We start from the raw sequence: 25,839 nt of genomic DNA on the forward strand, positions 1-25,839 counted from the left end.
AGGAACCTCAGGGACCGGTCAGAGCAGCGCGGCGCGCGGGCCGTCGGGCTGCTCCAGGCGCCGCTCCAGGATCGAGCGCGCGATCTCGGCGGACTCCTGATCGGTCAGCCTCCGGAAGCCTTCGTCGGTGATGACGGTGATGATCGGGTAGATCCGGCGGGCCACATCCGGGCCACCGGTCGCCGAGTCGTCGTCCGCGGCGTCGTACAGCGCCTGTACGACCAGGGTGAGGGCCTGCTGCTCCGTCAGGTCCTCGCGGTAGAGCTTCTTCATCGACCCGCGGGCGAAGATCGAGCCGGAGCCGGTGGCCGCGTACCCGCTCTCCTCGGAACGTCCGCCGGTGACGTCGTACGAGAAGATCCGGCCCTTCTCGCGGTCCACGTCGAAGCCCGCGAAGAGCGGGACGACCGCGAGACCCTGCATGGCCATGGCCAGATTGCTGCGGATCATGGTGGAGAGACGGTTGGCCTTGCCCTCCAGGGAGAGCTGAGCACCCTCGACCTTCTCGAAGTGCTCCAGCTCCAGCTGGAAGAGCTTGACCATCTCCACGGCCAGACCCGCCGTACCGGCGATGCCCACCGCCGAGTACTCGTCGGCCGGGAAGACCTTCTCGATGTCGCGCTGCGCGATCATGTTGCCCATGGTGGCGCGCCGGTCACCGGCCAGCACGACACCGCCCGGGAACGAAGCCGCGACGATGGTCGTACCGTGCGGCGCCTCGATGGCCCCCTGCAGGGGCGGCAGACTCCGGTTGCCCGGAAGCATCTGGGGCGACTGGTCGGACAGGAAGTCCATGAACGAGGACGAACCCGGCGTCAGGAAGGCAGCTGGTAGACGCCCGGTGCTACGAGTGTTGGCTTCCACGCGTTTCCCTCCAGGTATGCGATGGCCCTGCGCAAGGTGTCAGGATCATCCCCCAACTTGCCGATGGCCGAATTGCAGTTGAAGCACATTACGCCACGGACCCTACCCGCCCCGTGACAGTGATCCACATGTTCGGCGGGAGCAGCGGAAATTCATCGTGCGGCCGCGTGCGGGGCGACGGCTCACCTCTGTCACGCAAGCCCGTCACCCCGCCTCCCCGTGCACCGCGAGCGCCCGGGTTCACTTCCGGGCGTTCACATCCGCGAACTACTGTCCACCCTTTTGAACGAAAGACCTGACGAAGTCCTCGGCGTTCTCTTCGAGGACGTCGTCGATCTCGTCCAGTACCGAGTCGACGTCATCGCTCAGCTTCTCCTGGCGTTCCTTGAGGTCCTCGGACGCCTGCGCATCCTGCGCCTGCTCCTCGGTCTCCTCGGTGGAGCGCGTCGCCTTCTGCTGTCCGCCGCCGGTGTCCTTGGTCGCCATGTAGCTCACCCCGCTCGGTTCGAAGCACTTGATCAGACCCTACCCATGGGGTCCGACATTGGCCCGGTACTTGTCTCAACGTCCGGAGGTCATCTGATTGATTCCCAGCAGAGCGGCCTTTCAGCCGCCCGACAGCACCCGGACCAGCTCCTCCGCCGTGCGGCACCGGTCCAGGAGGTCCTTGACGTGTTCGCGGGTGCCGCGCAGCGGCTCCATGGTGGGCACCCGTTGCAGCGAGTCACGGTCCGGCAGGTCGAAGATGACCGAGTCCCAGGAGGCCGCGGCGACGTCGTCCGCGTACTGCTCCAGGCAGCGGCCCCGGAAATAGGCCCTGGTGTCCTCGGGGGGCTTCGTGCGGGCCCGGGTGACCTCGTCCTCGTCCAGCAGGCGCTTCATCCTGCCGCGGGCCGCCAGGCGGTTGTAGAGCCCCTTGTCCGCCCGTACGTCGGCGTACTGGAGGTCCACCAGGTGCAGGCGCGGCGCGTCCCAGTCCAGGCCGTCGCGCCGGCGGTAGCCCTCCATGAGTTCCCGCTTCGCGATCCAGTCCAGCTCCCCCGCCAGGCTCATCGGATCGTTCTCCAGCCGGTTGAGGGTGTCCTCCCAACGGAGCAGGACGTCCTTGGTCTGTTCGTCCGCGTCGGCGCCGTAGCGTTCCTCGACGTACTTGCGGCCCAGTTCGAAATACTCCATCTGCAGCTGGACGGCGGTGAGTGTCCGGCCGCTGCGGAGCGTGACGAGCTGCTTCAGGGTGGGGTCGTGCGAGACCTGGTGCAGGGTCCGTACGGGCTGGTCGACGGCGAGGTCGACGTTGATGAAGCCGTCCTCGATCATGGAGAGGACCAGGGCCGTGGTGCCGAGCTTCAGATAGGTCGAGATCTCCGAGAGATTCGCGTCACCGATGATCACATGGAGCCGGCGGTACTTCTCCGCGTCCGAATGGGGCTCGTCCCGGGTGTTGATGATGGGGCGCTTGAGTGTGGTCTCCAGGCCCACCTCGACCTCGAAGTAGTCCGAGCGCTGGCTGATCTGGAAGCCGTGCTCGTGACCGTCCTGGCCGATGCCGACCCGGCCCGCGCCCGTGACGACCTGCCGGGAGACGAAGAACGGGGTCAGGTGGCGCACGATGTCCGAGAACGGGGTCTCCCGGTGCATCAGGTAGTTCTCGTGGGTGCCGTAGGAGGCGCCCTTGTTGTCGGTGTTGTTCTTGTAGAGGTGGATCGGCTGGGCACCGGGGATCGCGGCCGCCCGCTCGGCGGCCTCGGCCATGATGCGCTCGCCGGCCTTGTCCCACAGCACCGCGTCGCGTGGATTGGTGATCTCGGGTGAGCTGTATTCGGGGTGCGCGTGGTCGACGTACAGCCGGGCACCGTTGGTGAGGATCACATTGGCGAGGCCGATGTCCTCGTCGGTGAGCTGGCTGGAGTCGGCGGTTTCACGGGCGAGGTCGAAGCCTCGCGCGTCGCGCAGCGGATTCTCCTCCTCGAAGTCCCAGCGGGCGCGGCGCGCCCGGTGCATCGCCGCCGCGTAGGCGTTGACGATCTGGGACGAGGTGAGCATGGCATTGGCGTTGGGGTGGCCGGGGACGGAGATTCCGTACTCCGTCTCGATGCCCATTACTCGCCGTACGGTCATGCGGCCCTCCTTGCCCGGCGCCGCTCCCCTGCGGGGGCGACGCTCAAGTACCGCTGCTTGTCCGGTGCGTGTGCGGTGCGTGTGCGGTGCCCGTCACCGCACTGCGCGACTCGGCGGTACCGCAGAGCCTAGAGCGCCTCTGCGCCGGTGGGGAGATCAATTACGTCATTGTTCCGGCCGGGTCGTGACGGTCGGAAAGCAACCGGCTGCGGACGCCCGAACCGGGCATCCGCAGCCGGACCGCTCACTACAGGTACTGCCCGGTATTCGCCACCGTGTCGATGGACCGGCCGGTGTCCGCGCCCTGCTTTCCGGTGACGAGTGTGCGGATGAAGACGATCCGCTCACCCTTCTTGCCGGAGATCCTGGCCCAGTCGTCCGGGTTGGTGGTGTTCGGAAGGTCCTCGTTCTCCTTGAACTCATCCACGCATGCCTGGAGGAGATGGGAGACGCGAAGGCCCTTCTGGCCTTGTTCGAGGAATGCCTTGATGGCCATTTTCTTTGCCCGGTCGACGATGTTCTGGATCATCGCGCCGGAGTTGAAGTCCTTGAAGTACAGGACTTCCTTGTCGCCATTGGCGTACGTGACCTCGAGGAAGCGGTTCTCCTCGGACTCCGTGTACATCCGCTCCACGACGGACTGGATCATGGCGTGGGCGGCGGCCGGCTTGGAGCCGGTGTGCTCGGCCAGATCGTCCGCGTGCAGCGGGAGGGACGGGGTCAGGTACTTCGCGAAGATGTCCTTCGCGGCCTCGGCGTCCGGACGCTCGATCTTGATCTTCACATCGAGGCGGCCGGGTCGAAGGATGGCGGGGTCGATCATGTCCTCGCGGTTGGAGGCGCCGATGACGATGACGTTCTCCAGGCCCTCCACCCCGTCGATCTCGGCGAGCAGCTGGGGGACGATGGTGTTCTCCACGTCCGAGCTGACGCCGCTGCCGCGGGTGCGGAAGAGGGATTCCATCTCGTCGAAGAAGACGATGACGGGGGTACCCTCGCTCGCCTTCTCCCGGGCACGCTGGAAGACGAGGCGGATGTGCCGCTCGGTCTCGCCGACGTACTTGTTGAGGAGCTCGGGGCCCTTGATATTGAGGAAGTAGCTCTTCCCCGTGGGCTGTCCGGTGACCTCGGCGACCTTCTTGGCGAGCGAGTTGGCGACGGCCTTGGCGATAAGAGTCTTGCCGCAGCCGGGCGGGCCGTAGAGCAGGATGCCCTTCGGTGGCCGCAGTTCGTGCTCCCGGAAGAGGTCGGGGTGCAGGTACGGAAGCTCGACCGCGTCGCGGATCAGCTCGATCTGGTCGCCCAGACCGCCGATCTTGTCGTAGTCGATGTCCGGGACCTCTTCGAGGACGAGCTCCTCGACCTCGCTCTTGGGGACCACCTCGTAGACGTAGCCGGACCTCGGCTCCAGCAGAAGGGCGTCGCCGGGGCGGATGGTGATGTCCAGCAAGGGCTCGGCGAGCCGCACCACCCGCTCCTCGTCGGTGTGCCCGACCACCAGGGCCCGTTCGCCGTCCTCAAGGATCTCCTTGAGGGTGACGATGTCGCCCGCACGCTCGTACGCCATGGCCTCGACCACATTGAGCGCTTCGTTGAGCATGACCTCCTGGCCTCGCCGGAGGTCTTCGAGCTCCACGCTGGGACTCACGTTCACCCGGAGCTTGCGGCCCCCGGTGAAGATGTCGCTCGTACCGTCCTCGTTCGCTTGCAGGAAGACCCCGAAGCCGGCCGGCGGCTGTGCGAGCCGGTCGACCTCCTCCTTGAGGGCCACGATCTGGTCGCGGGCCTCGCGGAGCGTATTGGCGAGCCGCTCGTTCTGTGCGGACACGCCTGCGAGGTTCGTCTGCAACTCGACGATCCGCTCTTCGAGAATCCTCGTATGACGCGGAGAGTCGGCGAGCTTACGTCGCAGGACGGCGATTTCCTGCTCGAGATAGGCGACCTGGCCGGCTGGGTCTTCTGACCCCCGCCCGGGCCGGTTGCCGCGGTTGATGTCGTCGTCGTGGGCTGCCACGGTCCTCACCTCCTCCATGGGGAGCTGGACGCTTCCTGACCCTACCTGGGTGGGTGATGATTGAAACCCCTAGATCACAAAGACTCCGGGACGTGTCCGATCTTCACCCTTGCGCTCTCCCTCACGAGAAGGGAATACCCACCCTTGAGCATCGGAAAGCGGCCGGTTGTATCGTCGAAGCGTTCAACACCCGTCAGGGCTGGCTCCAATTGGTTCAGATACGCAGGGAACGGCAGGACACATGACCGTGCAGCAGGACGCGTCGGGCGACAGTGACACCCAGGACCTGGAGGTCTGGATCGACCAGGACCTCTGCACGGGCGACGGCATCTGTGTGCAATACGCACCTGAGGTCTTCGAGCTGGACATCGACGGTCTGGCGTACGTGAAGAGCGGGGACGACGAGCTGTTGCAGGACAAGGGCGCCACAACGCCGGTGCCGCTGCCGCTCCTCCAGGACATCGTGGACTCGGCCAAGGAGTGCCCCGGCGACTGCATTCATGTCCGTCGCGTTTCGGACAGTGTCGAGGTCTACGGACCGGACGCGCAGTAACCGCTCAGGCACTCCGTGCGAGATCGCCCGAGGAGCGGACGAAGGCGTTGCCCTTCCAGTGCCAGGTGACGTTCTCCCGCTGGTCCGGGCAGCAGCGCGGGACATCGATCGAGGAGTAGCCGAGCAGGGTCGCCGAGACGATGCCGTCACGCACGGCGAAGTCGCCGACCGTCATCTTCTGAGCGGGGTCCACCAGGGTCGCCACGACCCTGGACGCGGCCCCGCTCCCCTGTGTGAGGACGTAGACGCCGCTGGGCGGCGTGCCGGAGCCGGCCGCGCAGTGGACGACCGCCACCGTTTCCGGCCTGCCGTCCCCGTCGAGGTCTCCGGGGGCCTGCTTGGCCACCGTGCGCCCGGCAGTGCCGCAGTCCAGCGGGAAGGACGCCGTCGCCGGGTCCGGGGCCGCGACGGGCGCGGTGCCGTGCCGGGCGGTACTGCGGTGCTCCGACGCCGTGGCGGTGGCCGAGTCGGGCTGGAGCAGTCCCGCCCCGGCGACGACGGCGGCCATGGCCGCGGCCGTGGCGAGCCAGTGCACCGGCTTGGTGTCGGTGTGCGCGAGGTCCGGCAGCTCGGAGGTCTGCACGCGGTATGTCTCCTGTGGTTCCTGGGGAGCCGGGGGAAGGGCGGTGCCGGATGGGCGTCGGCTGGCGGGGGTGGCCAGCATCGTGCCACACCTCACACGGCGTGGGAACGGCGGGGTGGGCGCCGGTTCCCGCGGGTGCCGGTTCCCACCGGTGTACGACCGCCCCCACCGCAACGAAAAGGCGCCGCCGCGCAGTTCCCGGGTCGGTCCGGGCAACTGCGCGGCGGCGCCGGTGCGTTGTGCGGGGTCAGCCGCGGGTGGCGGAACCGCTCTGGCTGCCGGGTCCGTCGTAGTCGTCGCCGTAGGCGCCCTTGGACGGGCGGCGGCGGCGCAGCGGGGCCTCGACGCCGTCCGCGAGCCGGCGGGCGGTGACGAGGAAGCCGGTGTGACCGATCATCCGGTGGTCGGGGCGGACGGCCAGACCCTCGACGTGCCAGTTGCGGATCATCGACTCCCAGGGCTGCGGCTCGGCGAAGCAGCCGATCTCACGGATGGACTCGACGGTCCGCGAGAGCTGGGTGGTGGTCGCGACGTACGCGCAGAGGATGCCGCCGGGCACGAGCGCCTTGGACACGGCCTCCAGGCACTCCCAGGGGGCGAGCATGTCCAGGACGACGCGGTCGACCTCGGTGTCGGAGAGGTTGTCCTGCAGGTCGCCGATGGTGAGCTGCCAGGCGGGGTGCGGGGAGCCGAAGTAGCGCTCGACGTTCTGCTGGGCGATCTCGGCGAAGTCTTCGCGGCGCTCGTAGGAGTGCAGCATGCCCTGCTCGCCGATGGCCCGGAGCAGGAAGGTGCTCAGCGCGCCCGACCCCACGCCTGCCTCCACGACACGGGCGCCGGGGAAGATGTCGGCGAAGGCCAGGATCTGGCCCGCGTCCTTGGGGTAGACCACGGCGGCGCCGCGGGGCATGGACAGGACGAAGTCGGGGAGCAGGGGGCGCAGCGCGAGATAGGCGACGTTTCCCGTGGTACGGACAACACTGCCCTCGGGAGCACCGATCAGCTCGTCGTGCGGGAAAGAACCCTTGTGGGTGTGGAAATTCTTTCCGGCTTCGAGCGTGAAGGTGTAGTGGCGTCCCTTGGGGTCGGTGAGCTGGACCTGGTCCCCGACCTTGAAGGGCCCACGTCGGCGGGCGGCACCGGTCGGTTCAGACATGTGACCAGCGTACCGGTGTTTCCCGGGGCGCCGACCGCGCCGGCGGCTGCGGTGACCGGGCCCCGCCGCCGGGTCAGGCGCCGGGGCGGGCCATGGCGGCGACGAATGCGCGTTCGACGTCGACGGTGGAGAGGACTCCGTAGATCTCGCCGGTCTCCTCGACCACGAGGTATTCGGTGGCCGGGGTGGCCTTCAGCCGGTCCAGCAGGGCTTCTCCGGCGAGTTCGGCGGGGACCCTCATGCCGTCGGTGAGGTCCTGGGCGAGACCGCTGACGGCGACCCAGGGGCGGCGGTGTTCGGGGACGCCGACGATGGCCGCCTCCCGGACGACGCCCTTGGGGTTGCCCTGTCCGTCGACGACCACGAGGGCGCGGGCGCCCGCTTCGTTGGCCCGGCGGAGTGCCTCGGAGAGCGGGGTGGCCGATTCGACGGGGACGGCGCGCCGGGTGAGGGTGCGGGCGCGCAGGTCGGGGAGGTGTTCGCGCAGGCGGGCCATGCGCAGGCTGTTTCCGGCGCCGGTCCAGATGATTCCGGCGAGGATCGCGGCGAGCAGGGCGTCGGTGACGGTCTCCATGCCGCTGATCTCGTCGGTGGCGTTGCCGAGGGCTCCGGTGTGGGTGAGGAGCGGGAGGCCGACGAGGACGGTGACGGCGAGGCCGCGGCCGACCCAGGCGGCGGCGATGGTGCCGCTCATGGGCTTGCCGGTGATCTTCCAGACGACGGCGCGCAGCATCCGGCCGCCGTCGAGCGGGAGGCCGGGGAGCAGGTTGAAGGCGGCCACGATGAGGTTGGAGATCATCAGTCCGGCGAGCAGGACGCCTGGGACGGTGCCGGGCTCGACGAACTGCATGGCGAGGTAGAACACACCGCCGAGGACGAGGGAGAGCAGCGGCCCGACGAAGGCGAGGACGAATTCGCGGCCGGGGGTCTCGGATTCCTTCTCGATCTCCGAGACGCCGCCGAAGAACTGCAGCTGGATACGGCGGACCGGGAGCTTGTAGCGCAGCGCGGCGACCGTGTGGGCCAGTTCATGGACGAGTACGGAGGCGTAGAAGGCGATCGCGAAGAAGAGCGCGACCAGGTACCGGAGGCCACCGAGCTCGGGCAGGACCCGGTCGAGCTGACCGCCGAAGACCCAGGTGATGAGGGCGGCCACGACGAACCAGCTGGGGGCGACGTATACGGGCACTCCGAAGGGGCGGCCCATGAGCAGGCCGCCGCCCGGTTCTGCGGGGCGTTGCGGTTTGCCGTTCTCGGGTCCGGCGCCGGGGCCCGTTCCCCCTGCGCCGGGCTGCGGCCGCCCGCTGTCGCCGCTCTCGTCCACGTGGTCCCTTCGGTCGGTGGCGTCCGCCACGATCATGCAGTGTGCGAGGCTCTGTGGTCGATGGTATGCCGCTCGCTGTCAGTGGCGGGTCGTAGGGTCTGAGCCATGAGCTCCGTACCGCGGCCGCCCCAGCCGCCCTCGTCCCTGTCGCCGTCGCGGGCGAGCGATTTCATGCAGTGCCCCTTGCTGTACCGCTTCCGGGTCATCGACAAGCTGCCGGAGAAGCCCAGTGAGGCGGCTACCCGGGGCACGCTGGTGCATGCGGTGCTGGAGCGGCTCTTCGACGCACCGGCGGCGGACCGCACGGCCCCGCGGGCGCGGGCGCTGATTCCCGGCCAGTGGGACCGGCTGCTGGAGTCGAAGCCGGAGCTGACCGAGCTGTTCGCGCAGGACACGGAGGGCGAGCGGCTGGCGCGCTGGCTGGGTGAGGCCGGGCAGCTGGTGGAGCGCTGGTTCTCGCTGGAGGACCCGACCCGTCTGGAGCCCGCCGAGCGGGAGCTGTTCGTCGAGACGGAGCTGGCGTCCGGGCTGAAGCTGCGCGGGGTGATCGACCGGATCGACGTGGCGCCGACCGGTGAGGTCCGGATCGTCGACTACAAGACGGGCAAGGCACCGCGTCCGGAGTACGCGGAGGGTGCCCTGTTCCAGATGAAGTTCTACGCCCTGGTGATCTGGCGGCTGAAGGACGTCGTGCCGCGGCGGCTCCAGCTGGTCTATCTGGGCAGCGGTGACGTGCTGACGTACGACCCGGTGGTGGCCGACCTGGAGCGGGTGGAGCGCAAGCTGCTGGCGCTGTGGGAGGCGATCTCACTGGCGACGGAGACGGGCGAGTGGCGGCCGCGTCCGACGAAGCTGTGCGGCTGGTGCGACCACCGAGCGGTCTGTCCGGAATTCGGCGGGACTCCCCCGGTGTACCCGTTGTCGGTACGCCCGGCGGAGTCCGGCGAGGATGTCCAGGGCAGAATGGGACCGGTCCGGGCCGAGGCCGGCCAACCAGTGGCCCTTGAGGGCCCTTAAGGAGTTTTCGTGGCGATCCGGGTCCTGCTGGTCGATGACCAGCCACTGCTGCGCACCGGCTTCCGGATGATTCTGGAGGCCGAGGGCGACCTCGCGGTGGTCGGTGAGGCCGGGGACGGTCTGCAGGCCATCGATCAGGTCCGGGCGCTGCAGCCCGATGTGGTGCTGATGGACATCCGTATGCCTCGGATGGACGGTGTGGAGGCCACCCGTCAGATCACCGGTCCGGGCCGGGACGGTCCGGCGAAGGTGCTGGTCCTGACGACGTTCGACCTCGACGAGTACGTGGTGGAAGCGCTGCGCGCGGGTGCGAGCGGCTTCCTGCTGAAGGACGCTCCGGCCAATGAGCTGGTTCAGGCCATCCGGGTGGTGGCGGCGGGTGAGGCGATGCTGGCGCCGAGCATCACGCGCCGGCTGCTGGACAAGTACGCCGATCACCTTCCCTCGGGCGAGGACCCGGTTCCGGACGCGCTGCACACGCTGACGGAGCGCGAGGTGGAAGTGCTGAAGCTGGTGGCGCGCGGGCTGTCCAACGCGGAGATCGCCGCGGACCTGTTCGTCAGCGAGACGACGGTCAAGACGCACGTGGGGCATGTGCTGACGAAGCTGAGCCTGCGGGACCGCGTGCAGGCCGCCGTCTACGCCTACGAGAGCGGTCTGGTGCGCCCCGGCGCCCAGTGACGGCACGGGTCCCGGCGCGGGTGGACGGGGCGGTCGCCGCGCTCGTGTTCTCAGCGCGTTCCCGTGACCAGTCCCTGGAGGAACGCGAGATCGACTTCTTCGAGCGAGCTCACGATCACCCGGCCCGATGCCGGAGCGATCGGCGCCACGGACGGTACGGCGACCACCCGGCACCCCGCGGCCTCCGCCGCGGCGACACCCGTGGCGGTGTCCTCGATGACCGCGCAGCGCCACGGGTCGGCCCCGAAGCCGGCGGCGGCGGTGAGGTAGGGCTCCGGGTGCGGCTTCGTCCGGGTGACCTCGTCGCCGGCGACCGTGAGGGCGAAGTGGTGGTGGCCGACCGAGTCCAGCACCCGGTCGATGATCCGCCGGTGCGAGGCGGAGACGAGGGCGGTCGGCACGTCGTACGCGGCGAGCTCGGCCAGCAGACGCCCGGCGCCCGGCATCAGCGGCACCCCGCGTCCGATGCGCTTCTCGAAGCGGTCGTTGAGCAGCCCGGTGAGTTCGTCGAGCGTGATGTCGGCCCCGGTCGAGTCGATGAGGTAGCCGGCGCTGCGGGTCATCGGCCCGCCGACGACCACGTCCCGCCATGCCTCGTCGAGCCGGTGACCCAGATCGGCGAAGACCTCCACCTCGACGTCCCACCAGAAGCCCTCGGTGTCGACGAGGGTTCCGTCCATGTCGAGAAGGACCGCCTGCAGGGCGGCGCCTTCGGCCGTGCGAGTCAGGGACGCGGGAACCGTACTGGTCATCCGGCACACCTTCCGTAGGGACGAGAAGGCCGGCCGCCGTCCCGGTGGGGAGGGCGACCGGCCTGCACTGGACCGACCAGTGTACGACTCGTCCGGCTACCGCGCGGGGAACGGCGTCCTGCCGCGCGGGGAACAGTGCCTCACCGGGCGTTGAAGTACTTCGCCTCGGGGTGGTGGATGACGATCGCGTCGGTGGACTGCTCCGGGTGCAGCTGGAACTCCTCGGAGAGCTTGACCCCGATCCGCTCCGGCTCCAGGAGCTCGGCGATCTTCGCCCGGTCCTCCAGATCGGGGCAGGCGCCGTAGCCGAGGGAGAAGCGCGCGCCGCGGTACTTCAGCGCGAACATGTCCTCGACGTCGGCGGGGTCCTCGCCGGCGAAGCCCAGCTCGCTGCGGACCCGGGCGTGCCAGTACTCCGCCAGGGCCTCGGCGAGCTGTACGGACAGGCCGTGCAGCTCCAGGTAGTCACGGTAGGAGTTGGCCTCGAAGAGCTCGGCGGTGGCCTCGCCGATCTTCGAGCCGACGGTGACGACCTGGAGGCCGATGACATCCACCTCACCGGACTCCTCGGGGCGGAAGAAGTCGGCGAGACACAGGCGCCGGCCGCGGCGCTGGCGCGGGAAGGTGAACCGGGTGCGCTCCGAGCCGTCCTCGTGGAGCAGGATCAGGTCGTCGCCCTTGGAGACGCAGGGGAAGTAGCCGTAGACGACGGCCGCCTCCAGCATGTTCTCGGTGTGGAGCTTGTCGAGCCAGCCACGCAGGTGCGGGCGGCCCTCGGTCTCCACCAGCTCCTCGTACGTCGGTCCGTCGCCGGTACGGGCCTGCTTGAGGCCCCACTGACCCTTGAAGAGCGCGCCCTCGTCCAGCCAGGAGGCGTACTCCTTGAGCTGGATGCCCTTGACGACCCGGGTGCCCCGGAACGGCGGCTCGGGGATGGGGTTGTCCGTCGCGACGTCGGAGCGGACGCCCTCCTCCGGCTCCGACACCTCCAGGACGGCCGCCTCCCGCTTGGGCACCCGGCGCTGCTTCAGCTCGGGGAGCGTGGCGCCGGGGACTCCGCGCTTGACGGCGACGAGGGCGTCCATCAGCCGCAGGCCCTCGAAGGCGTCGCGGGCGTAGCGCACCTCGCCCTCGTAGATCTCGTGGAGGTCCTGTTCGACATAGGCCCGGGTGAGGGCGGCACCGCCGAGGATCACCGGGTAGTCGGCGGCCAGCTTGCGCTGGTTCAGCTCCTGGAGGTTCTCCTTCATGATCACGGTGGACTTCACCAGGAGACCGGACATGCCGATGACGTCGGCGCGGTGCTCCTCGGCGGCTTCCAGGATCGCGGAGACGGGCTGCTTGATGCCCAGGTTGACGACGTTGTAGCCGTTGTTGGACAGGATGATGTCGACGAGGTTCTTGCCGATGTCGTGGACGTCGCCGCGGACGGTGGCCAGCACGATGGTGCCCTTGCCGTCCGCGTCCGACTTCTCCATGTGGGGCTCCAGGTGGGCCACCGCGGTCTTCATGACCTCGGCGGACTGGAGCACGAACGGCAGCTGCATCTGGCCCGAGCCGAAGAGCTCTCCGACGACCTTCATGCCTTCGAGCAGGATGTTGTTGACGATGTCCAGGGCGGGCGTGTCCTGGAGGGCCTCGTCGAGGTCGGCCTGCAGACCGTTCTTCTCGCCGTCGATGATGCGGCGCTGAAGGCGCTCGTCCAGCGGCAGGGCGAGCAGCTCCTCGGCCTTGCCCGCCTTCATGGACTTCATGTTGACGCCCTCGAACAGCTCCATGAGCTTCTGCAGGGGGTCGTAGCCCTCGGCGCGGCGGTCGTAGATCAGGTCGAGGGCGACCTTGACCTGCTCCTCCTCCAGGCGCGCGATCGGAAGGATCTTGGAGGCGTGCACGATCGCGGAGTCGAGACCCGCCTTGACGCACTCGTCGAGGAAGACGGAGTTCAGCACCACGCGGGCGGCCGGGTTGAGGCCGAAGGAGATGTTGGACAGGCCCAGTGTGGTCTGGACGTCGGGGTGGCGCTTCTTCAGCTCGCGGATGGCCCCGATGGTGGCGATCCCGTCGCCGCGGGACTCCTCCTGACCGGTGCAGATGGTGAAGGTGAGGGTGTCGATGAGGATGTCCGACTCGTGGATGCCCCAGTTGGTGGTGAGGTCCTCGATGAGCCGCTCGGCGATGGCGACCTTGTGCTCGATGGTGCGGGCCTGGCCCTCCTCGTCGATGGTCAGGGCGATCAGTGCGGCACCGTGCTCCGAGGCCAGCGCGCTGACCAGTGCGAAGCGGGACTCGGGGCCGTCGCCGTCCTCGTAGTTGACGGAGTTCAGCACGGCACGGCCGCCGAGCTTCTCCAGGCCGGCGCGCAGCACGGGCAGCTCGGTGGAGTCCAGCACGATCGGGAGGGTGGAGGCGGTCGCGAAGCGGCCCGCCAGCTCCTCCATGTCGGCGACGCCGTCGCGGCCCACATAGTCGACGCAGAGGTCGAGCATGTGCGCGCCCTCGCGGATCTGGTCGCGGGCCATCTCGACGCAGTCGTCCCAGCGGGCTTCCAGCATCGCGTCGCGGAACTTCTTCGAGCCGTTGGCGTTCGTACGCTCACCGATCGCGAGGTACGAGGTGTCCTGGCGGAAGGGGACGGTCTGGTAGAGCGAGGCGGCACCGGGCTCGGGGCGCGGTTCGCGCACCGTGGGGGCCGTGCCGCGGACCCGCTCGACGACCTGGCGCAGGTGCTCCGGCGTCGTACCGCAGCAGCCGCCGACCAGGGAGAGGCCGTATTCGCGTACGAAGGTCTCCTGGGCGTCCGCGAGCTCGGACGGGCCCAGCGGGTAGTGCGCGCCGTCCTTGCCGAGCACCGGGAGTCCCGCGTTCGGCATGCAGGAGATCGGGATCCGGGAGTGCCGGGCGAGGTAGCGCAGGTGCTCGCTCATCTCGGCGGGGCCGGTGGCGCAGTTCAGGCCGATCATGTCGATGCCGAGCGGCTCCAGCGCGGTGAGCGCGGCGCCGATCTCGGAGCCGAGCAGCATGGTGCCGGTCGTCTCGACGGTGACGGAGCAGATCAGCGGCAGGTTGCTGCCGGTGGCCTCCAGGGCCCGCCGGGCACCGATGATCGACGCCTTGGTCTGCAGCAGGTCCTGGGTGGTCTCCACCAGGAGGGCGTCGGCGCCACCGGCGATCATGCCTTCGGCGTTCTGCTGGTAGGCGTCGCGGAGCTTGCCGTACGGGGCGTGGCCCAGGGTCGGCAGCTTGGTGCCCGGTCCCATGGAGCCCAGCACCCAGCGCTGCTGTCCGGTCGACGCGGTGAACTCGTCGGCGACCTCACGGGCGATCCGGGCGCCGGACTCGGAGAGCTCGTGGACGCGCTCGGGGATGTCGTACTCGCCGAGGGCCGCGAGGTTCGCCCCGAAGGTGTTCGTCTCGACGCAGTCGACACCGACCGCGAAGTACTCCTCGTGCACCGAGCGGACGATGTCGGGGCGGGTGACATTGAGGATCTCGTTGCATCCTTCGAGGTTCTCGAAGTCCTCAAGGGTGGGGTCCTGTGCCTGGAGCATGGTGCCCATGGCACCGTCGGCCACCACCACACGGGTGGCGAGCGCCTCTCGGAGGGCGTCGACTCGGGTCCGGCTTTCGGCGGCGGATGTCGGCAACGAGGCCATGGATGATCTCCCAGGGATGCGACGGCTGTCGGCTTTGCGACCCTCTGTAGGAAGGCGCACCCCGCCAGGGTAGCCGGACGCCGCCGTGCCCCGTCAGTGCGTTCAAGGTGCGGACTGCATGCTGTGCCCGGGGAACAGCACGTTGCGAGTGGTGGGGCAGAGTTTCCCAGGGGTCGAGCACAGGTCGGCATCGACCGATAGTGTTCAGCATTGTCGAACCGAGGTGGAGGAGTACGGCGCGATGGCCAAGAACATCCAGTCGCTGGAGCGGGCGGCCGCGATGCTGCGTCTGCTGGCGGGCGGCGAGCGCCGGCTCGGCCTCTCCGACATCGCCTCCTCCCTGGGGCTGGCCAAGGGCACCGCCCACGGCATTCTGCGCACGCTCCAGCTGGAGGGCTTCGTCGAGCAGGACGCGGCGTCCGGCCGCTATCAGCTCGGCGCCGAACTGCTGCGGCTCGGCAACAGCTATCTGGACGTCCACGAACTGCGGGCGCGCGCCCTGGTGTGGACCGACGACCTGGCCCGCTCCAGCGGCGAGAGCGTCCATCTGGGCGTCCTGCACCAGCACGGCGTCCTCATCGTCCACCACGTCTTCCGGCCCGACGACAGCCGCCAGGTCCTGGAGGTCGGGGCCATGCAGCCACTGCACTCCACGGCGCTGGGCAAGGTGCTCTCGGCCTTCGACCCGGTGGCGCACAGCGAGGTCATGGAGACGGAGCGGCGGTCCTTCACCAACCGCACCGTCACCGCCGCGGACGAGTTCGAGTCGCTGCTCGACCTGATCCGGGCACGCGGCTGGGCCACCGACGTGGAGGAGACCTGGGAAGGGGTGGCCGCCGTGGCCGCACCCGTCCACGACCGGCGGCGGATGCCGGTGGGCGCGGTGGCCGTCACCGGAGCGGTGGAGCGGGTCTGCCCGGGCGGCGAGCTGCGCCCCGAGCTGATCGCGGCGGTACGGGACTGCGCCCGCGCGGTCTCCCGGGACCTGGGCGCCGGCCGCTTCTGATCCGACCGGCCCCGCCGCGCCGACTCCCGCGCAGGCCGCCGCACCCGCCGCACCGACTCCCGCACCCGCACCCGCCGGCACCGGCCGAGGCCGTAACGATCGGGTCCCGTACCGAGTCGTACGCCACACACCCTTGACGCTTCATTCATTCGGGAGAAACACTGCCGTTCAACGGTCGGCATTGCCGAACACCTAACGGAATTTCCGCGTTAGGGTGTGACAGTGCCAAGGGCCGGCCAAGCCCTACAGGTGGAGTGACCACACTTCGTGGGTACCCACCTGGGGCGCGATTCACCGGAGGGACCCGGTGAGTCGCCTTCCCCTGGACGAACGACAAAGGAGTCGCGGGTGTCCAGCTCCGACATCTTCATCGGCGAGACCATAGGTACCGCCGTACTCATCCTGCTGGGCGGCGGCGTCTGTGCCGCCGTCACGCTGAAGCGCTCCAAGGCGTTCAACGCCGGCTGGCTCGCCATCACCTTCGGGTGGGGCTTCGCCGTGCTCACCGGCGCGTACATATCCGCCGGCACCTCCGGCGCCCACCTCAACCCGGCGGTGACCGTCGGCCTCGCGATCAAGGGCGCCACCGAGTGGAGCGACGTCCCGGTCTACTTCGCCGGGCAGCTCCTCGGCGCGATGATCGGCGCGGTGCTCGTCTGGGCCGCGTACTTCGGTCACTTCAAGGCACATCTGAACGACCCCGAGGTCGCGCAGCAGAAGACGGCGAACCCGGGTCCGGTGCACGGCGTCTTCTTCACCTCGCCGGAGATCCGCAACGTCGGCCAGAACATGGCGACCGAGATCATCGCGACCACCGTCCTGGTGCTCGCCATCCTCACCCAGAGCACGATCCCCGGCCTCGGTCCGGACGATCCGAAGGGTCCGGGCGTGCTCGGCGCCATGATCACCGCGTTCGTCGTCGTCGGTCTGGGCCTCTCGCTCGGCGGCCCGACCGGATACGCGATCAACCCGGTCCGTGACCTCGGCCCCCGAATCGTGCACGCTCTGCTTCCACTGCCCAACAAGGGCGGCTCGGACTGGAGCTATGCCCTGATCCCCGTGGCGGGTCCGCTGATCGGCGGCGCCCTCGCGGGCGGGATCTACCAGCTCGCCTTCGCCTGAGCCATTCAGAGCCGTACACACAGACTTTCCGGGAGCACACCGTGACCGACGCACACACCACCGGGACCCATGGCACCGGGCCGTTCATCGCGGCCATCGACCAGGGCACCACCTCCAGCCGCTGCATCGTCTTCGACAAGGACGGCCGGATCGTCTCCGTCGACCAGAAGGAGCACGAGCAGATCTTCCCGAAGCCGGGATGGGTCGAGCACGACGCGACCGAGATCTGGGAGAACGTCCAGGAGGTCGTCGCCTCGGCCATCGTCAAGGCGGGCATCACCTCCGCCGACGTCAAGGCGATCGGCATCACCAACCAGCGCGAGACCACCCTGCTCTGGGACAAGAACACCGGCGAGCCCGTCCACAACGCGCTGGTCTGGCAGGACACCCGCACGGACGCGCTCTGCAAGGAGCTGGGCCGCAACGTCGGCCAGGACCGCTTCCGCCGCGAGACGGGTCTGCCGCTCGCCTCGTACTTCGCCGGGCCCAAGGTCCGCTGGCTGCTCGACAACGTCGAGGGACTCCGCGAGCGCGCCGAGCGCGGCGACATCCTCTTCGGCACCATGGACTCCTGGGTCATCTGGAATCTGACCGGCGGCACCGACGGCGGCGTCCATGTCACCGACGTCACGAACGCCTCGCGCACCCTCCTGATGAACCTGCACACGATGGCGTGGGACGAGAAGATCCTCCACTCCATCGGCATCCCCGCCGCCGTGCTCCCCGAGATCCGTTCCTCCGCCGAGGTGTACGGCTCCGCCAAGGGCGGAGTGCTCGACGGGGTCCCGGTGGCCTCCGCGCTCGGTGACCAGCAGGCCGCGCTGTTCGGCCAGACGTGTTTCGCCGAGGGCGAGGCCAAGTCCACGTACGGCACCGGCACCTTCATGCTGATGAACACCGGCCACACCCCGGTGAACTCGTACAACGGTCTGCTCACCACGGTGGGCTACCAGATCGGTGACCAGCGCCCGGTGTACGCCCTGGAGGGCTCCATCGCGGTCACCGGTTCGCTGGTGCAGTGGATGCGCGACCAGATGGGCCTGATCAAGTCCGCGGCCGAGATCGAGACGCTGGCCTCCTCGGTCGAGGACAACGGCGGCGCCTACTTCGTCCCCGCCTTCTCCGGCCTGTTCGCCCCGTACTGGCGCCCCGACGCCCGCGGCATCATCGCCGGTCTCACCCGCTACGTCACCAAGGCGCACATCGCCCGTGCCGTACTCGAAGCCACCGCCTGGCAGACCCGCGAGATCAGCGACGCCATGACCAAGGACTCCGGCGTCGAGCTCGCGGCGCTCAAGGTCGACGGCGGCATGACCTCCAACAACCTGCTGATGCAGACGCTCGCCGACTTCCTCGACGCACCCGTGGTGCGCCCGATGGTCGCCGAGACCACCTGCCTCGGCGCCGCCTACGCCGCCGGTCTGGCCGTCGGCTTCTGGCCGGACACCGATGCCCTGCGCGCCAACTGGCGCCGGGCCGCGGAGTGGACCCCCCGCATGGACGCGGAGACCCGCGACCGCGAGTACAAGAGCTGGCTCAAGGCCGTGCAGCGGACCATGGGCTGGCTCGACGACAGCACAGTCGAGGAGTAATCACCATGACCACCCTGCAGAGCGTCCCGGCACTCGGGACGCACCCGGCCTCCGGCTCCCTCCCGAGCCGCGCCGAGACTCGGGAGCAGCTCTCCAAGGCGACGTACGACCTCCTGGTCATCGGCGGCGGCATCCTGGGCATCTCCACCGCCTGGCACGCCGCGCAGTCCGGACTGCGGGTGGCGCTGGTGGACGCCGGTGACTTCGCCGGGGCGACCTCCTCCGCCTCCTCCAAGCTGCTCCACGGCGGTCTGCGCTACCTGCAGACCGGCGCGGTGAAGCTGGTGGCGGAGAACCACTTCGAACGGCGCGCGGTCTCCCGCGAGGTCGCCCCGCACCTGGCCAATCCGCTCACCTTCTACCTGCCGGTCTACAAGGGCGGGCCGCACGGCGCGGCGAAGCTCGGTGCGGGCGTGTTCGCGTACTCGGCGCTGTCCGCGTTCGGTGACGGCCTCGGCCATGTGATCAGCCCCGCGAAGGCGCAGCGCGACGTCCCCGAGCTGCGTACGGACAACCTGAAGGCCGTCGCGGTCTACGGCGACGACCAGATGAACGACGCCCGCATGGCGCTGATGACGGTCCGTGCGGCCGTCGAGGCGGGTGCGGCCGTCCTCAACCACGCGGCGGTGACCGGCCTCCGGTTCACCAGGGGCCGGGTCACGGGCGCCGATCTGTCGGACCGCACGGACGGCACGGAGTTCGGGATCACCGCCCGGCTCGTGCTGAACGCGACGGGACCGTGGGTCGATCACCTGCGGAAGATGGAGGACCCGAACGCGGCGCCTTCCATACGTCTGTCCAAGGGCGCGCACCTGGTGCTCAAGCGCACCCGCCCCTGGAAGGCGGCGCTGGCCACCCCGATCGACAAGTACCGCATCACGTTCGCCCTGCCCTGGGAGGACATGCTGCTGCTCGGTACGACCGACGAGGAGTACGAGGGCGACCCGGGCGATGTCGCGGTGACCGAGGCGGACACGGCGCAGATCCTGGACGAGGCGGCGTTCTCGATCCGGGACCAGCAACTGTCCCGCGATCTGATCACGTACTCCTTCGCGGGTCTGCGGGTGCTGCCCGGCGGCCCCGGCGACACGTCCAAGGCGAAGCGCGAGACGGTCGTGACGGAGGGCCGCGGCGGCATGCTCTCGGTCGCCGGCGGCAAGTGGACGACGTTCCGCCACATCGGCCGCACCGTGATGAACAAGCTCGCCGCGCTGCCGGGGCACCCGCTGGCGGAGGACATGGAGCCGATGGCACGGCTGCCGCGGAAGCTTCCGCTGCCCGGGATATCCAACCCCGCCGCGGTCGCGCACCGGCTCCTGGTCGACGGCGGTGCCCCCGGTCCCCGGATGTCGCCCGACACCGCACGGCACCTGGCCACCCACTACGGTTCGCTGTCCTTCGACATCGCGCGCCTGGCGAACGAGAACCCGGCGCTGGCCGAGCGCGTCCACCCGGACGCGCCGGAGATCTGGGCCCAGGTCGCCTACGCCCGCGACCACGAGTGGGCCGAGACGGCGGACGATGTGCTGCGCCGCCGTACGACGCTGACGATCCGGGGGCTCGCGACCGACGAGATCCGCGGCAGGGTCGAGGACATGCTGGCCGGCCGGGGCTGATCACCGGACCGGCACCGGGCGGGTGCACGGGGGCGCTTCCCACTGGCGGGGAGGCGCCCCCGTCCGCGCATCCGGGACACCGCGCCGCACCCCTGCCCGGGTATGTGCCACACGGCCGCCATACGCGCGCAATATGCCGCGGGGACAGTGGAGGTCATGAAATTCTCCGTACTTTCCCTGATCGGCCACTCCCCGCACCCGCTGACCGGTGAACTCCCCTCGGCCGCCGACCGGTTCGAGGAGGTGATCGAAACCGGTGCGGCGGCGGAGCGCCTCGGTTTCGACGCGTACGCGATCGGCGAGCGGCACGCCGGGCCGTTCCTCTCCTCCGGCCCGAGCGTGGTGCTGGGCGCGATCGCCGCCCGTACGAGCGTCATCAGGCTGCTGACCGGGGTCACGGTCGTCGCGATCCTGGACCCGGTGCGGGTCGCCGAGGACTTCGCGACGCTCGACCAGCTCTCCCGGGGGCGGCTCGAACTGGTCGTCGGAAAGGGCGCCGAGGCCGGGCACTTCGACCTCTTCGGACTCGACGAGGACCGTCAGTGGGACCTCCAGGAGGAGAAGTACGAACTGCTGCGGCGGCTGTGGACGGAGGAGGGCGTGGACTGGGAGGGCGAGTTCCGTCCACCGCTGAAGAACGTGACGACGGTGCCGCGTCCGTACGCCGGGGCGCCCCGCGTCTGGCACGGCTCGGCGACCAGCCTCAACTCCCCCGAGCTGGCGGCCAAGCACGGTGATCCGCTGTTCACGGCCAATGCCGTCCAGCCGCGCGAGGCGTACGCGCGGCTGATCGACCACTACCGGGAGCGCTTCGAGGCGTACGGGCACGATCCGGCCGACGCGCATGTGGCGGCGGGCTCGGGCGGGCTGCTGATCGCGAACAGTCCGCGGGAGGCCGTCGGACGGTACAAGGAGCTGTACGAGGCACGGGTGCGGCAGACGTTCAAACCCCATCTCGCGGGCCGGGCCGGGTACAACACCCCGTTCCGGACGATCGAGGACGCGATGGAGAACGGACCTCAGCTGATCGGCAGCCCGCAGCAGATCATCGACAAGATCCTCGGCTACCACGCGGTGTACCGTCACGACCTCCAGTCGATCACCGTGGACGGCTTCGGACTGAGCCAGGAGGAACAGCTGGAGACCCTGGAGAGGTTCGCCGAGGAGATCGCCCCCGTCGTACGACGCGAGGCACCGTCCTCCCTCTGGGAGTGACCAGCACCACGGCTGGGGCAGAGGCTGCTCTTTCGGGTGTCCGGACCCGCATAATGGAGCCAGACATCGGATGTCTAATCCAGTCCGAATCCAGGAGGACCGTCATGGCTGTCACCGACGAGGCGATCGAGAAGATCAAGGGAATGATCGTCTCGGGTGCGCTACGTCCCGGCGACCGGCTGCCCAAGGAGAGTGAACTCGCCGCGGAACTGGGGCTGTCGCGCAACTCCCTGCGGGAGGCGGTGCGCGCCCTGTCGCTGATCCGGATCCTCGATGTGCGGCAGGGCGACGGCACCTATGTCACCAGCCTGGACCCGCAGCTGCTCCTGGAGGCGCTGAGCTTCGTGGTGGACTTCCACCGCGACGACACGGTGCTGGAATTCCTCGCGGTGCGCCGTATCCTGGAGCCGGCCGCGACCGCGATGGCGGCGGGCCGGATCAGCGAGACCCAACTCGACGTGCTCGGGGCCCAGTTGGATGCCCTGGGCGGACAGCCGTCGGTCGAGGAGCTGGTCGCGGCCGACCTGGACTTCCACCGCGGGATCGTGCAGTCCTCCGGCAATTCGGTGCTCTGCTCCCTGCTCGACGGACTCTCCGGGCCGACCACACGGGCGCGGGTCTGGCGCGGTCTGACGCAGGAGGACGCCGTCAGCCGCACCCTGCACGAGCACCGGGCGATCCTCGCCGCGCTGCGGGACCGGGACGCGGAGGCCGCACGCGCCTGGGCGACGGTGCATGTGGCGAGCGTGGAGCAGTGGCTCAGGTCCACGCTGTGAGGCTCGTCCGGGCCCGGCGGCCGCGCCCGCCCCGGAGTCCATGACACCGGGGACGCCTCATCGAACCTCTCCGGACGCCATGACATACGTACGGGCCGGTGGGTGACACCTCACCCACCGGCCCGTACGGCACGGCCCGCCCGCTCCCGCGAGGCGGTCCGCTCAGTCCTGCTTCTCGCCGCTCGCGAAGCGGGAGATGACCAGCGCGACGATGATGATCGCGCCGTTGAGGAACTGGTTCCACAGGGCCGGCACACCGCCGAGGGTCATCACATTGACCACCAGCTGAAGCGTCAGTACGCCGGTCAGGGCACCGAACAGCGTGCCGCGCCCGCCCTTGAGGCTGATGCCGCCGATCACCGCGGCGGCGAACACCTGGAAGATCCAGCCGTTGCCCTGGGTGGCCGCGACCGATCCGTAGTGGCCGGTGTAGAGGATGCCCGCGAAGGCCGCCAGCAGCCCGCCGACGGCCAGCACGATCCAGGTGATCCGGTCGACCCGGATTCCGGCCGCCCGCGCCGCCTCCGGGTTGCCGCCGATGGCGTACAGCGAGCGCCCGTGACGCAGCCAGGCCAGCGCCGCGCCGCCGATCGCGAACAGCGCCAGGCAGATCCAGACAGCGGCCGGGGCGCCGAACCACTCGCTCTTGCCCAGGTAGCGGAAGGACTCCGGGACGTCGGTGATCGACTTGCCCTCGGTGATACCGATGTGGAGGCCGCGCAGCATGGTGAGCATGCCGAGCGTGGCGATGAAGCCGTTGACCCGGAGCTTGAGGATCAGGAAGCCGTTGATCACGCCCACGAGCAGGCCGACGAGCAGGCAGAGCGGAATCGCCGACCAGGCCGGGAAGAGCTCCAGACCGGCGAAGCGGCCGCCGTCCGTGGGGAGCACCAGCCACATGGCGACGACGGGCGCGATGCCGATCGTCGATTCCAGGGACAGGTCCATCCGGCCGCAGATGAGGATCAGTGCCTGGCCGAGCACGAGCAGGCTCAGCTCGGAGGACTGCTGGACGACGCTGATCAGGTTGTTGGAGGTGAGGAACACCGGCGAGACGATGAACCCGATCACCATCAGCACCAGGATCACCGGCACCAGCGAGAAGTCGCTCCACCGGATCAGCGCCAGCCGACTGCGCGGGCCGGTGTCCCCCGCCCCGCTCTTGATGCCGTCGTCGGCGACGGACGGCGGTATCGTCCCGGTCATTCCCTTTCCCCCACACCTTCCATGGCGGCGACGAGTTCCCCGTCGGTCCACCCGCTTGCGAACGTCGCGACGACCCGCCCGTGGAACAGGGCGAGCACCCGGTCGCAGACCCGTAGATCGTCCAGCTCGTCCGAGATGATCACTGCCGCGTTTCCTTCGTCGGCGACCCGCCGGACCACACCCAGCAGCGAGTCCTTGGACTTGATGTCCACCCCCGCCGTGGGCCGGACCGCGACCAGCGCGCTCGGTCCGCGGGCCAGCGCACGGGCGACCACCACCTTCTGCTGGTTGCCGCCGGAGAGCCCGGAGACCGGCTGCTCGGGCCCCTGGGTCTTGATGTCGAGCGAGGCGATCATGGACCGGGCGAACTGCCGGGTGCGGGAGGGCAGTACGGTCCCCCACGGGCCGAGCTGGTCGGTGACCGTGAGGGTGGCGTTCTCGGCGACGCTGCGGTCCAGCACGAGCCCCTGGTCGTGGCGGTCCTCGGGGATGTACCCGATCCCGGCGTCCAGGGCGTGCGGCACGCTGCCGGGCCGTACGGCGCTGCCGTGCACGGAGACCGTGCCGCCGGTCGCCCTGCGCATCCCGGCCAGCGTCTCGCCGAGCGCGGTGTTGCCGCTGGCCGCCGAGCCCGCGAGGCCGAGCACCTCACCGGGGCGCACCTGGAGGTCGATCGCCTCGAACTCGCCCGTCAGCGCCAGCTGTTCGGTACGCAGCACGGGGGCGGCGGACTCGTCGACCGCGCCTGCGCCGGTGGCGTGCCAGGCGCCCGCGCCGCTGCCCTGCTCCCCCGTCATCGCCGCGACCAGATCGGCCTTGCCGATGTCGGCGACCGGGGCGGTCAGCACATGGCGGGCGTCACGGTAGACGGTGACGGCGGTGCACAGCTCGTACACCTCCTGGAGATGGTGGGAGATGAACAGGAACGCCACTCCCTGGCCCTGGAGTTCCCGCAGCTTGTCGAAGAGCCGCCCGATCCCGCGGGCGTCGAGCTGTGCGGTCGGTTCGTCCAGGACGATCAGCCGGGCGCCGAAGGACAGCGCGCGGGCGATCTCCACGAACTGCCGCTGCTCCACGGCGAGGTCCCGGGCGCGCGCGTTGGGGTCGACCTGGACCCCGTACTCGGCGAGCAGCGCCTCGGCACGTCTGCGGAGCCTGCCCCAGCTGATCCAGCGGGCGTTGTCGTCGAAGCGGTTGAGGAAGAGGTTCTCGGCGACGGTCAGGTCCGGGACGACCATGGACTTCTGGTAGACGCAGGCGATCCTGGACTGCCAGGCCATGGTGTCCCCGAAGGCGGGCGACGGCTCCCCGCCGAAGGTCACGGTGCCCTCGTCCGCCCGGTGGAGTCCGGTGAGGACGCTGACGAGGGTGGACTTGCCCGCGCCGTTGCGGCCGACGAGCGCGTGGGACTCGCCGGGCCGCACCGTGAGCTCGACGCCGTCCAGTGCCACCGTGGGTCCGAAGCGTTTGACGATGCCTGTCGCCTGTACGGCAGGTGGTGGTGCCTGGTTCATGGCTAGCTCTTCTTCTCCAGCTGATTGGCCCACAGCTTCGGGTCGTCGACGTTCTCCTTGGTCACCAGGGGCGCCGGGAGCTGGTCCTCGAAACCGCCCGGGATCTTGATGATGTTCGAGTCATGGTCGGTCGGACCTTCCTTGAAGGTCTTCCCCTCCAGGGCCGCCTTGGCGTAGTACAGGGCGTACTTCGCGTAGAGGTCGGCGGGCTGGGAGATCGTCGCGTCGATCTTCCCGGCCTTGATGGCGTCGAACTCCTCCGGGATGCCGTCGTTGGAGATGATCGTGATGTGGCCCGGCGTACCGGCCGGCTTCAGCAGCTTCTTCTGCTCCAGGAGGGCGAGTGTGGGCTGGAGGAACACCCCGCCCGCCTGCATGTAGATCCCGTTGATGTCGGGGTGCGCGGCCAGCGTCGACTGGAGCTTGGCGGAGGCGACATCGCCCTTCCACTCCGTGGCCAGCTCGAAGACCTCGATGCCGGGGAAGTCCTTGTCCATGCACTCCTTGAACGCCTGGGAGCGGTCGCGCCCGTTGATCGAGGAGAGGTCGCCCTGGAACTCGACGACCTTGCCCTTGCCCTTGAGCTGCTCACCGAGGTACTTGCAGGCGTTGGCGCCGTACGCCTTGTTGTCGGCGCGCACCACCATGTAGATGCTGCCCTTGTCGGGGCGGGTGTCGACGCTGATGACCGGGATCTTCTTCTCGTTCAGCGTGTTGAGCGTCTCGGCTATCGCACCGGTGTCCTGCGGGGCCATCACGACGGCCTTGGCGCCCTGGTCGGTGAACGTCTGGACGTTGGCGACGAGCTTGCCGATGTCGTTCTGCGAGTTGGTCAGCGGAAGGGCCGCGACCTCTCCGCCCTTGACGCCCTTCTCCACGTACTGCTGGTAGGAGTTCCAGAAATCGCTGTCGCTGCGCGGCAGGTCGATGCCGACCTTTCCGCCACCGTCCCCGCTGTCGGCGGAGTCGCGGTTGCAGCCCGCAAGGGCTGTGACGGCCAGCAGTACGGCGCAGGCTGCCGCACTCGTCGTACGCACTCTCATGGGGTCCCGTCCTTCGTGGAGTACTGGCTCGGAG

The 25,839-nt window shown here is 69.3% G+C and carries 21 protein-coding genes and 1 pseudogene; 9 read left to right on the forward strand and 13 right to left on the reverse strand.

Annotated features, from left to right (window positions below; genetic code table 11):
* Positions 1–18 precede the first annotated feature (18 nt).
* The 5 genes and pseudogenes from prcB to arc all read right to left on the reverse strand — a co-directional run bounded on the left by prcB (position 19) and on the right by arc (position 4,996).
* Positions 19–864 (reverse strand): proteasome subunit beta, encoded by an 846-nt coding sequence (gene prcB / locus OG251_RS07500; RefSeq protein ID WP_326676415.1) that lies wholly within the window; start codon positions 862–864, stop codon positions 19–21.
* Positions 816–1,007, reverse strand: a pseudogene (locus tag OG251_RS07505) (endonuclease domain-containing protein); the annotation flags it as partial. The pseudogene OG251_RS07505 and the gene prcB, both read right to left, overlap by 49 nt.
* A gap of 124 nt (positions 1,008–1,131) precedes the next feature.
* On the reverse strand, positions 1,132–1,350 hold the full coding sequence (locus tag OG251_RS07510; protein ID WP_030782898.1) for a ubiquitin-like protein Pup: 219 nt from the start codon (positions 1,348–1,350) through the stop codon (positions 1,132–1,134).
* Positions 1,351–1,470: 120 nt separating this feature from the next.
* A complete protein-coding gene (gene dop, locus OG251_RS07515) occupies positions 1,471–2,982 on the reverse strand; it encodes a depupylase/deamidase Dop (protein WP_326676416.1) in 1,512 nt (503 codons plus the stop codon).
* A 247-nt stretch (positions 2,983–3,229) separates the two neighbouring features.
* The gene (gene arc / locus OG251_RS07520) at positions 3,230–4,996 is read right to left on the reverse strand and encodes a proteasome ATPase (RefSeq protein ID WP_326676417.1); all 1,767 of its coding nucleotides are present in this window, start codon (positions 4,994–4,996) and stop codon (positions 3,230–3,232) included.
* A gap of 241 nt (positions 4,997–5,237) precedes the next feature.
* Between arc and OG251_RS07525 the strand changes: the two genes are divergently transcribed.
* Entirely contained in the window at positions 5,238–5,549 is a 312-nt protein-coding gene (locus tag OG251_RS07525; RefSeq protein WP_073729197.1) for a ferredoxin, read from the forward strand.
* Between the two features lie 4 nt (positions 5,550–5,553).
* Here OG251_RS07525 and OG251_RS07530 read toward each other — a convergent pair whose 3' ends face one another.
* From OG251_RS07530 to OG251_RS07540, 3 genes are all read right to left on the reverse strand, one after another.
* Positions 5,554–6,132 carry a hypothetical protein gene (locus tag OG251_RS07530; RefSeq protein ID WP_326676418.1) on the reverse strand — a complete coding sequence of 193 codons (579 nt, stop codon included), beginning with the start codon at positions 6,130–6,132 and terminating at the stop codon, positions 5,554–5,556.
* A gap of 247 nt (positions 6,133–6,379) precedes the next feature.
* Positions 6,380–7,288, reverse strand: a complete 909-nt coding sequence (locus tag OG251_RS07535; protein ID WP_073729193.1) for a tRNA (adenine-N1)-methyltransferase — start codon at positions 7,286–7,288, stop codon at positions 6,380–6,382.
* A 73-nt stretch (positions 7,289–7,361) separates the two neighbouring features.
* The gene (locus OG251_RS07540) at positions 7,362–8,612 is read right to left on the reverse strand and encodes a site-2 protease family protein (RefSeq protein WP_073729586.1); all 1,251 of its coding nucleotides are present in this window, start codon (positions 8,610–8,612) and stop codon (positions 7,362–7,364) included.
* Between the two features lie 171 nt (positions 8,613–8,783).
* On the opposite strand from OG251_RS07540, the gene OG251_RS07545 reads away from it, so the two are divergent.
* Positions 8,784–9,629: a RecB family exonuclease gene (locus tag OG251_RS07545; protein WP_326681181.1), complete on the forward strand. Its 846-nt coding sequence runs from the start codon at positions 8,784–8,786 to the stop codon at positions 9,627–9,629.
* A gap of 9 nt (positions 9,630–9,638) precedes the next feature.
* A complete protein-coding gene (locus OG251_RS07550) occupies positions 9,639–10,310 on the forward strand; it encodes a response regulator (protein WP_073729189.1) in 672 nt (223 codons plus the stop codon).
* Between the two features lie 50 nt (positions 10,311–10,360).
* Here OG251_RS07550 and OG251_RS07555 read toward each other — a convergent pair whose 3' ends face one another.
* Positions 10,361–11,062, reverse strand: coding sequence for an HAD family hydrolase (locus OG251_RS07555; RefSeq protein WP_326676419.1), 702 nt, complete (start codon positions 11,060–11,062; stop codon positions 10,361–10,363).
* 140 nt (positions 11,063–11,202) lie between these two features.
* Positions 11,203–14,715, reverse strand: coding sequence for a methionine synthase (metH, locus tag OG251_RS07560; RefSeq protein ID WP_326676420.1), 3,513 nt, complete (start codon positions 14,713–14,715; stop codon positions 11,203–11,205).
* Positions 14,716–14,956: 241 nt separating this feature from the next.
* On the opposite strand from metH, the gene OG251_RS07565 reads away from it, so the two are divergent.
* From OG251_RS07565 to OG251_RS07590, 6 genes are all read left to right on the forward strand, one after another.
* Positions 14,957–15,721, forward strand: a complete 765-nt coding sequence (locus tag OG251_RS07565) for an IclR family transcriptional regulator (RefSeq protein WP_326676421.1) — start codon at positions 14,957–14,959, stop codon at positions 15,719–15,721.
* 348 nt (positions 15,722–16,069) lie between these two features.
* Positions 16,070–16,843, forward strand: coding sequence for an MIP/aquaporin family protein (locus OG251_RS07570; RefSeq protein WP_326676422.1), 774 nt, complete (start codon positions 16,070–16,072; stop codon positions 16,841–16,843).
* Between the two features lie 41 nt (positions 16,844–16,884).
* The gene (glpK, locus tag OG251_RS07575) at positions 16,885–18,435 is read left to right on the forward strand and encodes a glycerol kinase GlpK (protein WP_326676423.1); all 1,551 of its coding nucleotides are present in this window, start codon (positions 16,885–16,887) and stop codon (positions 18,433–18,435) included.
* Positions 18,436–18,440: 5 nt separating this feature from the next.
* Entirely contained in the window at positions 18,441–20,051 is a 1,611-nt protein-coding gene (locus OG251_RS07580; protein WP_326676424.1) for a glycerol-3-phosphate dehydrogenase/oxidase, read from the forward strand.
* Positions 20,052–20,207: 156 nt separating this feature from the next.
* Positions 20,208–21,266 carry an LLM class flavin-dependent oxidoreductase gene (locus OG251_RS07585; RefSeq protein WP_326676425.1) on the forward strand — a complete coding sequence of 353 codons (1,059 nt, stop codon included), beginning with the start codon at positions 20,208–20,210 and terminating at the stop codon, positions 21,264–21,266.
* Positions 21,267–21,370: 104 nt separating this feature from the next.
* Positions 21,371–22,042 (forward strand): FadR/GntR family transcriptional regulator, encoded by a 672-nt coding sequence (locus OG251_RS07590; protein WP_073729173.1) that lies wholly within the window; start codon positions 21,371–21,373, stop codon positions 22,040–22,042.
* Positions 22,043–22,204: 162 nt separating this feature from the next.
* Here the strand turns inward: OG251_RS07590 and OG251_RS07595 are convergent, their stop codons facing one another.
* Genes OG251_RS07595 through OG251_RS07605 form a run of 3 tightly spaced genes read right to left on the reverse strand, consistent with a single transcriptional unit; the run spans position 22,205 to position 25,805 of the window.
* Positions 22,205–23,248: an ABC transporter permease gene (locus tag OG251_RS07595; RefSeq protein ID WP_326676426.1), complete on the reverse strand. Its 1,044-nt coding sequence runs from the start codon at positions 23,246–23,248 to the stop codon at positions 22,205–22,207.
* On the reverse strand, positions 23,245–24,762 hold the full coding sequence (locus OG251_RS07600; RefSeq protein ID WP_326676427.1) for a sugar ABC transporter ATP-binding protein: 1,518 nt from the start codon (positions 24,760–24,762) through the stop codon (positions 23,245–23,247). Before OG251_RS07600 ends, OG251_RS07595 begins: the two co-directional genes overlap by 4 nt.
* Before the next feature lie 2 nt (positions 24,763–24,764).
* Positions 24,765–25,805 (reverse strand): sugar ABC transporter substrate-binding protein, encoded by a 1,041-nt coding sequence (locus tag OG251_RS07605; RefSeq protein ID WP_326676428.1) that lies wholly within the window; start codon positions 25,803–25,805, stop codon positions 24,765–24,767.
* Positions 25,806–25,839 lie beyond the last annotated feature (34 nt).

Source organism: Streptomyces sp. NBC_01237, from assembly GCF_035917275.1.
Taxonomy (GTDB): Bacteria; Actinomycetota; Actinomycetes; order Streptomycetales; family Streptomycetaceae; genus Streptomyces.

Excerpts from the sequence above, each read along its gene's own strand:
- OG251_RS07525 (WP_073729197.1), top strand. The coding sequence starts at position 5,238 with ATGACCGTGCAGCAGGACGCGTCGGGCGACAGTGACACCCAGGACCTG.
- OG251_RS07605 (WP_326676428.1), bottom strand. The coding sequence starts at position 25,805 with ATGAGAGTGCGTACGACGAGTGCGGCAGCCTGCGCCGTACTGCTGGCC.
- OG251_RS07600 (WP_326676427.1), bottom strand. The coding sequence starts at position 24,762 with ATGAACCAGGCACCACCACCTGCCGTACAGGCGACAGGCATCGTCAAA.
- OG251_RS07590 (WP_073729173.1), top strand. The coding sequence starts at position 21,371 with ATGGCTGTCACCGACGAGGCGATCGAGAAGATCAAGGGAATGATCGTC.
- OG251_RS07545 (WP_326681181.1), top strand. The coding sequence starts at position 8,784 with ATGCAGTGCCCCTTGCTGTACCGCTTCCGGGTCATCGACAAGCTGCCG.
- OG251_RS07555 (WP_326676419.1), bottom strand. The coding sequence starts at position 11,062 with ATGACCAGTACGGTTCCCGCGTCCCTGACTCGCACGGCCGAAGGCGCC.
- OG251_RS07565 (WP_326676421.1), top strand. The coding sequence starts at position 14,957 with ATGGCCAAGAACATCCAGTCGCTGGAGCGGGCGGCCGCGATGCTGCGT.
- dop (WP_326676416.1), bottom strand. The coding sequence starts at position 2,982 with ATGACCGTACGGCGAGTAATGGGCATCGAGACGGAGTACGGAATCTCC.
- OG251_RS07535 (WP_073729193.1), bottom strand. The coding sequence starts at position 7,288 with ATGTCTGAACCGACCGGTGCCGCCCGCCGACGTGGGCCCTTCAAGGTC.
- OG251_RS07580 (WP_326676424.1), top strand. The coding sequence starts at position 18,441 with ATGACCACCCTGCAGAGCGTCCCGGCACTCGGGACGCACCCGGCCTCC.
- OG251_RS07510 (WP_030782898.1), bottom strand. The coding sequence starts at position 1,350 with ATGGCGACCAAGGACACCGGCGGCGGACAGCAGAAGGCGACGCGCTCC.
- OG251_RS07585 (WP_326676425.1), top strand. The coding sequence starts at position 20,208 with ATGAAATTCTCCGTACTTTCCCTGATCGGCCACTCCCCGCACCCGCTG.
- metH (WP_326676420.1), bottom strand. The coding sequence starts at position 14,715 with ATGGCCTCGTTGCCGACATCCGCCGCCGAAAGCCGGACCCGAGTCGAC.
- OG251_RS07595 (WP_326676426.1), bottom strand. The coding sequence starts at position 23,248 with ATGACCGGGACGATACCGCCGTCCGTCGCCGACGACGGCATCAAGAGC.